Annotated in this window: 14 protein-coding genes; 2 read left to right on the forward strand and 12 right to left on the reverse strand. The window is 36.6% G+C overall.

Translation table 11 applies throughout. From position 1 onward, the window contains the following. Positions 1-439: 439 nt before the first annotated feature. The 5 genes from M3210_RS18545 to M3210_RS18565 all read right to left on the reverse strand — a co-directional run bounded on the left by M3210_RS18545 (position 440) and on the right by M3210_RS18565 (position 3,094). Positions 440-715 (reverse strand): YlbG family protein, encoded by a 276-nt coding sequence (locus M3210_RS18545; RefSeq protein WP_251517510.1) that lies wholly within the window; start codon positions 713-715, stop codon positions 440-442. 51 nt (positions 716-766) lie between these two features. Further along, the gene (locus tag M3210_RS18550) at positions 767-1,201 is read right to left on the reverse strand and encodes a YlbF/YmcA family competence regulator (RefSeq protein WP_251517513.1); all 435 of its coding nucleotides are present in this window, start codon (positions 1,199-1,201) and stop codon (positions 767-769) included. Positions 1,202-1,258: 57 nt separating this feature from the next. Next, complete coding sequence (locus M3210_RS18555) at positions 1,259-1,495, reverse strand: YlbE-like family protein (protein WP_251517515.1); 237 nt, start codon at positions 1,493-1,495, stop codon at positions 1,259-1,261. Positions 1,496-1,506: 11 nt separating this feature from the next. Further along, positions 1,507-1,920: a YlbD family protein gene (gene ylbD, locus M3210_RS18560; RefSeq protein ID WP_251517518.1), complete on the reverse strand. Its 414-nt coding sequence runs from the start codon at positions 1,918-1,920 to the stop codon at positions 1,507-1,509. A gap of 112 nt (positions 1,921-2,032) precedes the next feature. Then, positions 2,033-3,094, reverse strand: coding sequence for a CAP domain-containing protein (locus M3210_RS18565; protein WP_251517521.1), 1,062 nt, complete (start codon positions 3,092-3,094; stop codon positions 2,033-2,035). A gap of 206 nt (positions 3,095-3,300) precedes the next feature. Between M3210_RS18565 and M3210_RS18570 the strand changes: the two genes are divergently transcribed. After that, entirely contained in the window at positions 3,301-3,675 is a 375-nt protein-coding gene (locus M3210_RS18570) for a YugN family protein (RefSeq protein ID WP_251517524.1), read from the forward strand. Between the two features lie 58 nt (positions 3,676-3,733). Here the strand turns inward: M3210_RS18570 and M3210_RS18575 are convergent, their stop codons facing one another. The 7 genes from M3210_RS18575 to cyoE all read right to left on the reverse strand — a co-directional run bounded on the left by M3210_RS18575 (position 3,734) and on the right by cyoE (position 10,190). Further along, a complete protein-coding gene (locus M3210_RS18575) occupies positions 3,734-4,189 on the reverse strand; it encodes a DUF420 domain-containing protein (RefSeq protein ID WP_251517528.1) in 456 nt (151 codons plus the stop codon). 54 nt (positions 4,190-4,243) lie between these two features. After that, positions 4,244-5,140: a cytochrome c oxidase assembly factor CtaG gene (gene ctaG, locus M3210_RS18580; protein WP_251517531.1), complete on the reverse strand. Its 897-nt coding sequence runs from the start codon at positions 5,138-5,140 to the stop codon at positions 4,244-4,246. Positions 5,141-5,275: 135 nt separating this feature from the next. Further along, a complete protein-coding gene (locus tag M3210_RS18585; RefSeq protein ID WP_251517534.1) occupies positions 5,276-5,599 on the reverse strand; it encodes a cytochrome C oxidase subunit IV family protein in 324 nt (107 codons plus the stop codon). A gap of 3 nt (positions 5,600-5,602) precedes the next feature. Beyond that, on the reverse strand, positions 5,603-6,226 hold the full coding sequence (locus M3210_RS18590; protein WP_251517537.1) for a cytochrome c oxidase subunit 3: 624 nt from the start codon (positions 6,224-6,226) through the stop codon (positions 5,603-5,605). A gap of 1 nt (position 6,227) precedes the next feature. Next, on the reverse strand, positions 6,228-8,078 hold the full coding sequence (ctaD, locus tag M3210_RS18595) for a cytochrome c oxidase subunit I (RefSeq protein ID WP_251517539.1): 1,851 nt from the start codon (positions 8,076-8,078) through the stop codon (positions 6,228-6,230). Between the two features lie 52 nt (positions 8,079-8,130). Next, positions 8,131-9,183: a cytochrome c oxidase subunit II gene (coxB, locus tag M3210_RS18600; RefSeq protein WP_251517542.1), complete on the reverse strand. Its 1,053-nt coding sequence runs from the start codon at positions 9,181-9,183 to the stop codon at positions 8,131-8,133. A gap of 62 nt (positions 9,184-9,245) precedes the next feature. Continuing rightward, positions 9,246-10,190 carry a heme o synthase gene (gene cyoE, locus M3210_RS18605; RefSeq protein WP_379596985.1) on the reverse strand — a complete coding sequence of 315 codons (945 nt, stop codon included), beginning with the start codon at positions 10,188-10,190 and terminating at the stop codon, positions 9,246-9,248. 559 nt (positions 10,191-10,749) lie between these two features. On the opposite strand from cyoE, the gene M3210_RS18610 reads away from it, so the two are divergent. Then, entirely contained in the window at positions 10,750-11,688 is a 939-nt protein-coding gene (locus M3210_RS18610; protein WP_251517545.1) for a COX15/CtaA family protein, read from the forward strand. The last annotated feature ends 152 nt before the right edge of the window (positions 11,689-11,840 follow it).

Raw genomic sequence — 11,840 nt, forward strand, 5'->3', positions numbered from 1 at the left:
TTCTACGGTCTCTGGTTGGTAGTTTTCTAGAATCTGTTTCGCTAGTTCAGCTGATTTCTGATCTCGCTTTGACTTAGTCAATAGAATAACCTCCCAATCTTATATGTTTATTCTAACAATAAAAAAAAAAACTGCGAAGCAAGAGCCGTACGCTCTCTCACTTACACAGTTTATTTTACACTCCCTAATAATCCAGTTTATTTTTCAATATTTATCATTAAAATAATCCATTCTTGTATATTATTTATTTCTTTGTACATAATAGGTTAATGATTCAACCTAGTTATTGGTTGATTCGAACAGAGTATACTTATTCTTCCCCGTAGGTTTTACTCTGGTTTCTCCTCTCCCTTTGTCTTTTTGTTTTCAATATGGAAACAAAAAGAACCTGCAGAAATGTTTCTGCAGGTTTTTTTCTTTGTCAGGCTCTGTTAGTAACTTAAATACCCATTTTATAGTCATAGTCCTTCGCTTCGTCGGGTTTCGCATTTTCATAATCTGTGCGAACGAATGGTTTATATGATCGCTCGACCTTTGATACAAAAGAATGACGGAGCAACTTTAGCTCAATTGTGTCTATTTCATCTTGATTAACATAGACGACCGCATATTTGTGCTTCTTAGAGGCATAGATCAGATTGCCATATCTTTTAATGTGCTTTAAGTTTTTCATATGTTGGAACCAAACAATCAGCCCTTGTCGTTTTTTAATCAAGCTTTTTCACCTTCCTAACTTTTTAAAAGGAGAACTATATTATGTTCAAATTTAAGAGGCACACCCACAGCCGCCGCCACTTCCGCAACCACAGTTATCCGTAAGAAGAGCCCCATCTTTCGGCACCTTAATTTGTTCACTTACACTTGTAGCAACATAACTGCTGATTTCATCTAATAAGCTTTGTAAGTTGCGTTCAGCTACTTTAAAAGCTGCTACTGTGTCATGCATATCCATAGCTCTTTTTGTAGAACGTACTTTTTTCATAATTTCTTGGTAATCAGGATGATATCTTCCAAATCGTTGGATGTCTTCATAATGATCTTTTATATGATTAAAAGCTTTAATTAACTTTTGGGCTTCTGCATCTTGTTCCATTTCCAATTTCTTCTCTAAATAGTCCTCCATCACTTCAGATTGGAAAACCATTTCACCGAGTTTTTCAGCGTTATCTAAAATGGATACGTATTCCATTGTAGCAATCATATTAACACCTCCACTCTGATTCTAACACTTTATTTCATTTCTGAAAATAAAACGACATTAATCTTTTAAAATGTTAGCAACTTGGATGAGCATGGAGGCCATTTGAACTTGATCATTCATTCGGTTTAATCTTCCTGAAAAGGTTTGACCAAAGAATATTTTAACTTCTTTTTCAAGATCTTGGGTACGCTTTACCCCGTCTCTTGATAAATATCGGTACCATATTGGATTTAATCTTATGAATTCAAGTGCTCTTGGATTATTTTGCAAGTATTGATAAGTAGCTAAGTCCATAAGGATTCCCCCTAATCTGTAAACCAGTCAAATGGACGATCCTTTTGATTTCCCGTTCGCTTTGGTTGTTGGTATTGATTGACGATTTCCTGCACAGTGCCTATAGTTTTGCTAAGCTGTTGAACTTGTTCCTGTAATTTATTTATATCAATGGTTTCAGCATACTTTAATACTTGTTTAACTAAATCTGGTTTTAAGTCCAATTTAGAAAATATTCCGTCTTTATCCTGATTTTCGGCTTCTTTATCCTCTATATCATCCTTATACTGATTCCAATGTATATCATCTTCACCAAGCAATACCCATTGTTCATATAGTTCTTGCCAGCTCTTACCATTTTTCCGAATTTCTCGAATTAATTTTGGATGATTATTTATAAACTCCTTAAATTGGAGAAGCTCATTTTGATGATCATCTTCCTTCATATTATTTCACCTCTCTAACCATGATAAATAGACTTTATTAATAAAATATGCAAACAGCCTATATCTGTTCTTGAAGGTAACTAGATGAAATAATAAATAAACAAAGCCGACATTACATCGGCTTTGCTAAGAAATTCTGTGTATAATATAATCGATAGACGCCTACACCGAGATGCGTATATTCTTCTGCTAATAATGCTTCACGATGTCCATCACTATTTAACCAGCCTTCTACAGCCGAAGCTGCATCGGGATATTGTGCGGCAATATTTTCTCCTGCAGAGATATAGAACACACCTGATACTCCCAGTCTCTCTTTTAACCCGTCTCCGTTCAAGCTATAGTGAGAAAAATAATCATGATCACTCATATCCTTACTATGGAGGAAAGCCACTTCACTGACCTCTTCTTCCCATTCCAATGGAGCTTTGCCAAACCGATTGCGGATCACATTACTAATATCAAATATTTGTTGTTCCATCCCTCTTTCAACTTTTCTCCAGTCTTCTTCAGTAAGCTCTTCTTTCTGTGGTAACGATCCTCGATAGACCACCTCATAGGGTTGATGCCTTAATAATACTTCTGCATCCATAATACGTATAGATGACAATTCTTTAGTAAAAGTATCAAAATACAATTGCATAAATAAATCATCCGAAAGTTTCACTAATGGTCGTCTTAAAATATCTTCATCTGTCATACGAAACATATAAGAAGCTAAACCGTCCGTATAAGTCACTTCTTCTTCAAAGGGATATTCCTTGATGATGAAATCATATGTCTGGCCAATTTGTAGTGGCTCTACAGGCATTTCAGTTCCAGTTGCATATACGGTTCGAATAACTCCATCTTCCATTCCAAATTGAATATACTTTTCTTCTCCATCGGTATATACCCACCAAACATAGTTATATGCACTTAAATCCTTTCGGTTAGGCTCGCCCATCTCATTTAGAAGCTCATCCTCCGACATCCCTACCCAACTATATAAATTACCGTCTCGGACTTCCTTACTTGCTGAGAATGTTGGTGATGACTTTGATTTCAACATTAATGATTTTTCAACCACATCGTGTTTTCCAGAGGATTGGGTCGTCTGCTCATTCGGTTCCATCCAGTAAAATACAATAATTGCAACTAACGTTAATAGAATTAAACTACGTAATATGCGCACTATAACAGCCCCTCTATCATGTTATATTACATTCTATGAAGTAATAGGATATTACATTCAATCTCTTCCCTATTATTTTCAAATTTAATCCCTGAGCAGCAATATGTATTGAGTTAAATAGATTCTATCAGACAAGTTATTCATTGCAAATTATTTCTTTTCGTACTATGATTAAATAACGAGGACAATTATAAGGGGTGAACAAAATGCGAATTGAAAACACAGGGATTGATGATTTAGTAATCGATTTAAAACCACTTGATAAGATCACTGGTCAACATGCATTTATCCGTGCTGGACAGTGGGACTATGAACGCGTAACATATGATTATAAAATTGGTTCTAATGAAAAAAATATTACATATTATATTCGCGTCCAAGGCTATGCTACTAGTGGAAATGTTGATAGCAAAGATGCTGTCATCAAACTTTTAACACCTTTACTTGGGAAACATTATTATCCACATGGGATAGAATATGGTGAAGAAGAAAACTTCCCAGAATCATTAGTAGAGCGTGCTCAAACATTATTAACTAATCTGGCTAATGAATTAAAGCCACTTGCAATAGAACAAGATTAAGCATAATTATAAACAAAAAAGGTCAACTTTTACATAAAAGTTGACCTTTTTACATTACTTAAAATCCGAAGATTGCTTTTAGAAGACTTGTCGTTTCTCCTCCAGTATATAAGACATACAGGAGTAGATAGACCATAACACCTGTAATAGCAGTAAAGAACCATATAACACTAGTCCATGGACCAAGCTTCTCATGCTTGGTTATATTTCGTTTAAAAGCGAGGACAAGTGTAATAATTCCAAAGATAGCACCAGTTGTAGCCAGGATAATATGAAAAACCAAGAAAATTGTATAATAGATTTTTATATCATCTGGTCCTCCGAAACTTGTGTTTCCAACAAATATCGTTCTAGACATATAAATGATGAAAAACAGAAGGGCACTTACTGCTGCAGAAATCATCGTTTTTTTATGTGCTTCTTTCTTCCCTTTTACAATAAACCGCCATCCTATTGCTACTAAAATAGCGCTTAATAAAATAAATGCAGTACTGATTGTTGGTAATAACGGCATGTCTGTCTCCCTTTCTAGCTTTTAAAAAATGCGTCGAAATTCATTTTCACTTCCTTATCTCGCATCAACTGTAATCGGATCTACTTCCATAGACTTTTTAGTAAACCATCCAAAAAATACTCTAATAAGGAGTGTCATATAAATTATTTCTTGAAGTACTTTCATAATAATTCCACCTAATTGCTGATCAATAAGTGTACTAAGTGGAGAGAACATTTCAGGACCAGAAAGAGTCACTGATATTCCTGATAATACATCATTTGGTACACAAATCGCCAGCGCTTGAAGCCATGCTCCGTCTTCCAAGTAAGCACTGTATACTGGAACATCAGAAAAGATAATAAGTACACAGGCTGGTGTAATTAACACACCATTGGCAAATATATATCCGATTTTCATAAGAGGTGTCATCGTATTAATCTCTTTGAATGGAAGCAATAACGGCATAAACACTATAAATGCTGCTATTAATAACACCGTATGAATAACAAAATGCCAAATAGGAGCAGACTTGGAAAAATCAAATACAACTGGAATATGATACACCGAGAACAAACCATTAAATAAGAGCAGTGAAATCAGCGGCTTTGTTAACAGTTTAATAATCGGCCCTAAAATACGATTATTAAGTAATTTTTCCCAAATCCATAGTGGTACACCTTTAATAATAAGGATTGGAAATAGCAATAGGAAAATTGCCATCTGTGTCATATGTGCGGTAAGCATGATATGAGACAATAAATCGATTGGAGCTCCTTTTACCAAATATAATAAAAATAGTCCGGTATATACTAGAATATGTTGTTTAATAGTTGGTTTATCAGTTCCCCCAAATTTATGTCGATACGGGCCAGTTATCAGGTAATAAGCTACTCCTAGCACGACACAAAATAGAAAGAAATAAGGACTCCATAATGCTCTAAATCCGAAAATTTGTAGTTCTAACCACATAAGTATTCACTCCAGATGAGAAAAGTTTATCTACTTATTATATAGCATATTTTCATTGCAAACAGGGAAATTTGTGACGAAATTCGTAAAAAAAAGACCGGGAACTAACCCGATCTTTTTTATTCATGTTTTCATTTACCACCAGGAAATTACTCCGAGGCCTAGCATCACTAAGAAAGTAACCCAGAATCCACCGTAAATAATTCCTGATGCTTCAGCATGACCTTTGTCTTTCATATGCATGAAGTATAAGAATTGGAACATCATTTGTACAAAAGCAAGTACAAAGAGCAGAATAGTTAGGAATGAACCTTGGATAACATCCGTTCCTACTAGAGCAAAAGCAATGATTGTGAATGCAATCATCATACCAAAGCTAATCAATTGCTTTTTCATTTCATCCTTGCTTTCCTGCTTACGGTAAGCTTCAGCTTTGTTCGAAGTTGTGTTATTCGTCATCGATTAACTCACCATCCCCATCAGATATACGACAGTAAAGATAAATACCCAGACAACGTCAATAAAGTGCCAGTATAATGCAAATGTATTGTACTTAGCAGCATTATATGTGTCTAGTCCGCGTTTTGCGTTACGGACCATCAATACAATAAGCCAGCTCAGTCCGAAGATTACGTGACCTCCGTGGAAACCAACTAATGTATAGAATGCTGAACCGAACGCAGACGAACGGAAAGTAAAGCCGTAATCTGTAATATAATGGGCAAACTCGTAAATCTCACAAGCAAGGAACCCTAAACCTAACAAACCTGTAATTCCAAACCATAGTTGCATTTGTTTGAAATTATTGTTCTTCATATGGTAGATCGCATAAACACTCGTTAATGAACTCGTAAGTAGAAGCAACGTCATTAAGAACACAAGCTCCAGGCCATATAAATCTTGCGTTGTCGGGCCGCCTGCAGTCGAGTCTTTCAATGCGATATAAGTTCCGAAAAGACTTGCGAAAAGAACTGTCTCACCGCCAAGGAACATCCATAATCCAAGATGTTTCATTTTACCTTCTGCAGTAACTCTTGACGGATCTTCAGGTAAATTATTCGGATCTATTGAATAATCATGACTCATCTTAAGCGCCCTCCTTTTCGAGTTCTTCTTTGGTTACATTATAACCATGATCATCTTTCAGAGAGCGGATAATCATACATCCAATAGCGAAAGCCATACCGATATAAATCAGAATTCTTCCAACTGGACCATCCAACTGATAAATAAATCCGAAAGATGCAAGAGTAAATCCACTACTAATTAAGAATGGAAGAATTGAATTGTTTGGCATATGAATATCAGCAAGTGGTTCTGCTGGTTTCATTTTACCGTCACCTTCCATTTTTTCAATCCATAATGGATCTAATCCACGTGTCAAAGGAAGTTGCTTAAAGTTGTAGAATGGTACCGGAGTAGGTACTGTCCACTCAAGAGTTCTACCATCCCATGGATCTTGAGGTGCTGCTTCACCTTTAACGTAACTGTAAACAACATTATATAGGAATACAATGACACCTGCAGCCATGAAGAAGGCTCCAACTGTACTAATTGCGTTTCCTAAGTCAAGTCCTTGGTTCTCAAGGAATACCCAATAACGACGAGGCATACCCATTAATCCTAGGAAATGCTGGATAAAGAACGTTAAGTGGAAACCGATAAAGAATAACCAGAATTCAAGTTTTCCTAACTTATCATTCAAGACACGGTTAAACATTAATGGCCACCAGTAATGCATAGCCGCCAAGATACCAAATACTACACCACCAACAATTACATAGTGGAAATGGGCAATTACGAAATACGTATCGTGGTACTGGAAGTCAGCCACTGTAGCACCAAGCATTACCCCTGTCATACCACCAATTGTAAATGATGGGATGAATCCAAGTGCATATAGCATTGGTGTAGTGATTGCAACACTTCCTCCCCACATTGTAAGGAGCCAGTTAAATATTTTAATACCTGTTGGTACAGCGATTGCCATAGTACCAATTGCGAATATTGCGTTAGCAACAGGACCTAATCCTACTGTAAACATGTGGTGAGCCCAAACCATAAATCCTAAGAATGCGATCAAGAATGTCGCAAAGACCATTGCGGTATAACCGAATAATCTTTTCTTAGAAAACGTTGGGAAGATCTCACTAAAGATACCAAATGCCGGTAATATCAAGATATACACTTCCGGGTGACCGAATATCCAGAACAAGTGTTGCCAGATAATGGAGTTACCACCTAAAGCAATATCAAAGAATGCTGAACCGAACATACGGTCAAATTGCATTAAGAATAGTGCAATTGTAAAGGCAGGAAACGCAAATAGAATAAGAATACTAGCAACAAGTGTAGTCCATGAGAATAAAGGCATTCTCATATACGTCATACCTGGTCCACGCATTAATACAATTGTTACGATAAAGTTAATTCCACTCATTAATGTTCCCGCACCCGAAAGTTGCAGTCCCATTACATAATAATTAATTCCATGACCAGGAGATTGTAAGGATAGAGGCGCATAGTTAGTCCAACCTGCATCCGGAGCTCCTCCTGTAAACCAACTCACGTTCATCAGTAGTCCACCCATGATGAACAACCAAACACCCAATCCGTTTAGAAACGGAAAAGCAACGTCACGCGCACCGATTTGAAGTGGCATGATATAGTTCATTAATCCAATAAGTATCGGCATGGCAGCGAAAAAGATCATTGTCGTTCCATGCATAGTAATCATTTCATTGTAAAAACCTGCAGAAATAAAGTCGTTTTCAGGCTTAACCAACTGAATACGAATAATTAGAGCTTCTAAACCACCGAGTATGAAGAAGAACGCACCGAATGCCATATACAATATTCCAACCTTTTTATGGTCAACGGTGGTTAAGTAATCCCATAACGCGGCACTAAAGCTTCTCTTTTGAGTAGCTGTACTCAAAGCATAAACCTCCCTCTTTTGTTTTCCATCCCAAAAATGATATTATCTAATTTTAGTCTTTTAATCCGCCAGCACTTTCAGGTGTAATTTCTGAAGGCTTAAGTTGCATTAAGTAATCCGCAATCTTATCAGCTTCCTCTTCAGATACATCATACGTACCAGTCATAAGGTTACCAGGTTTAACTGACTCTGGATCCATAATCCAATCAACTAGGTTTTCTTTTGTAGGCTCAAGATAACCTACGAAATGAGTACGGTCACCAAAGTTCGTCAAGTTCGGACCCATACCTACTGGAGCTGAACCAATTGCATGACAGCCCATACAGTTATTTTGGAATAGTTCTTGTCCTTCCTGTGCAACTGCATCAGACGGAACCGCTTCAGGGTCTACATTTTGCATGTCTGAAATCCATTGTTCGTATTCTTCAGGACTGACAGCAATTACTTTGAAATCCATTAGGGAGTGAGACGGTCCACAAAGTTCCGCACATTTACCCCAATAAACACCCTCTTCATAAGCTTCAATGTACATTGTGTTTACGTTTTCCGGGTTAACGTCCATCTTTCCAGAGATCGTTGGTACCCAGAATGAGTGAATTACGTCAGAAGATAGCATATTAAGGTATACTTTTTCTCCGGTCGGGATATATAAGTCCTGACTCGTTACTACCTCTTCGCCCTGGTACTCAAAATTCCACCAGTATTGTTTCCCTGTAACATCAATGTTTATTGAGCCACTAGCCTCTGATGTGTCCGCTAGGTCGAACGTATAAATTACTGTTGGAATACCCATGATAAACACTAGGATAATTGGAATGACTGTCCATACAGTCTCCAACGTTTTGTTTCCTTCCACTTGTTTTGGAATAGTAGTATCTCCTTTTTTACGGCGGAAGCGCATTAATACAATCGTATAGATAATCATTACAACAAAGAATACGCCCAACATTACTATCGTAGTAAGGAGAATAATATCCATTGAGCTTTCTGCTCCATAACCTTTAGGATCTAGAGCAGTCAAGTTTTCTTTCCCACAACCTGCAAGTAAGATTGTCAGGAAACTAAAAAGCATAAATGCTTTTAATTTGCCCATCCAAGCTTTCATGTATTCATACCTCTCTTTCTAGTTGTTAGTTCCTTATATATAAATTTATTTAAGGACAATAATCAATTAAATATTGGTAATGTAACTATGATCATTAATGGGAATAGAATCACCAGATAGTTCAATGAATAAACAAAAATCATATTAGCCCATTTCAAATCATTCTTCGCAAACATTCCTGTAAAAGCAAGGATTAACCATCCAATATTCAATAAGGTTGCAATTACGACAAAAACTGTTCCAAGTGATGTTAATAAAAATGGAATTGGCAATAAGCAAGCGACGTAAATGATAATTTGTCTCTTTGTCATTTCAAATCCATAAACCACTGGCAACATCGGTACACCCGCCGCTTTATATTCCTTCGTCTTCTTCATTGCCAACGCAAGGAAATGCGGTGTTTGCCATATAAACATAATTAAAAATAGTGCAACCGGTACAATATGAACTTCTGGGTATATTGCAAACCAACCAATCAATGGAGGCATTGCACCAGAAAAACAACCTACAATAGTATTTAACGTATATTTCCTTTTTGACCACATCGTATATAGGACGACGTAAACAAACCAACCGATAAAAGCAAAAATAGCCGCATATACGGTTGTGAATAGAAGTAGGATTGCCAGCCCGATTATGGTGGTCACTATACCTGATATAAGTACGCTTCTAAGCGAGAATAATCCGGTTACAGTTGGCCGTGTCTTCGTACGGCTCATTTTCGGATCAATATCAACATCATACCAATTATTGAGAATCGCTCCACCGGCAATAACAAAAGCACTACCAATAAGAGTTATTATCAATGTACCGATATGATCGGTAAATGCAAAACCACTAAAGTATATGGCCAACCAAAAACCAGCGACTACCGTTATCAGATTGGAATTGACAATACCAATTTTAATAAGTGCTTTAACAGCTTGTATAAAGTTTTTCATTTTTTTTTTGGCAGGAATCGTGGCGTCACCAATAACTTCTCTGTATGGCGTCTCCACCTTGTTCATTATTCTTTCCCCCCTTTACAGGAAACCGAGTATTCGTTATCGCTGAGTTAATTTGCTAGCAACGACAATTACATTTATTGTAACATGGAATTGATTAAGATTCTAATAAACCCATATAACCTAATAATTATTGTTTAATTGAAATAATTATTAATTGTATAAGAAAAACGAATCATTCATCTATGTATTGTAGTAATATTCCAAGTACAACGGTCTCGGCCCTCATATTATTTCTAGCAGACTCCAGCAAACATTTCAAGTATTTTTTACTATTCGCATAGTGAAAACGGTTATTACAGTTAAATCTATTACAATTCTGTGACTTATCATCAATAATGGTTAAAATACTTTGAAATTGGACTAGATTAATATTATTATAAGATGAAAGCATATATAAATCGAAACTTCACTCGGTAGGATTTTTATACTACTGAGTGTCTATGCAGTGTAGTATGTCCGTCCTCCCGCCCAAATTAGGAGTATTTCTTCTGTTTGGAGGCGGGAGTTTTGCGGAAGACTTTACTGTGATTATTTTCAACAGAAGAAGTGAGGCTTTATAATGATCAAACATTTAAAGTGGTTATCCGTTGTTGCGACAATTGGGATGATCTTCGTTCTATTAGGGGGGGCATTGGTAACCAAGACAGGTTCTGAAGATGGTTGTGGGGATAGCTGGCCATTATGTGAAGGGCAAGTCGTACCATCTGAGTTTACTTTTGAAATGGTTATCGAGCTTAGCCACCGTCTTGTTTCTGGATCAGTTGGTATTGTCGTACTTATTTTAGCAATTATAGCTTGGAAACATCTCGGCCATATTCGCGAAGTGAAATTCCTTTCAGTGAGTTCGGTATTCTTCCTAGTTTTACAAGCGCTCATTGGTGCTGCAGCGGTTATGTGGGGGCAATCTGATTTTGTTCTCGCATTGCATTTCGGGATTTCACTTATTTCATTTGCGACTATATTTCTATTGACGTTACTCATCTTTGAAGCAGATAAGAAATTAGATACAGAATCCCTACATATTCAAAAGAAACATCGAATTGAGATTCTGGCATTAATGATTTATACCTTGGCAGTCGTTTATACAGGAGCACTAGTTCGACATACCGAATCAAACTTAGTTTGCCCGGACTGGCCTTTCTGCTATAACAATGAACCATTGAATGTTATAGGATATAATTTCCAACAATGGGTACAGATGGGACATCGTCTAAGTGCTGCAATTCTTGTTATATGGACTATATTATTATTCATAAAAATTGTTAAGAATTATAAAAAGTCGACTGTAATGGTTGGTGGATGGTCGATCGCACTTAGTCTAATCCTACTCCAAGTATTATCTGGAGCACTTATCATATTCACGATGCTCAACTTATTTATTGCATTAGCACATGCTCTATTCATTTCTTGTTTCTTCGGTATGTTAAGCTACTTTATTTTACTGGCAAACCGAAGTGCTTATAAGGAGAAATCAGGGCAAGTAAATGAAACTCATTGAAAACAACTAAAAAAACATCGCTCAAATTAGACTGACATAGCAATTTGAGACAATAATAAAACACCTTCTTAGGCTGCCATTCCACGAAATTCTATTGGAGATTGGTAGCCTAATTTTTCTTGAATACGCTCTTCATTATAATGCTTCATAAA

The organism is Oceanobacillus luteolus, assembly GCF_023715655.1.
Classification (GTDB): Bacteria; Bacillota; Bacilli; order Bacillales; family Amphibacillaceae; genus Oceanobacillus; species Oceanobacillus luteolus.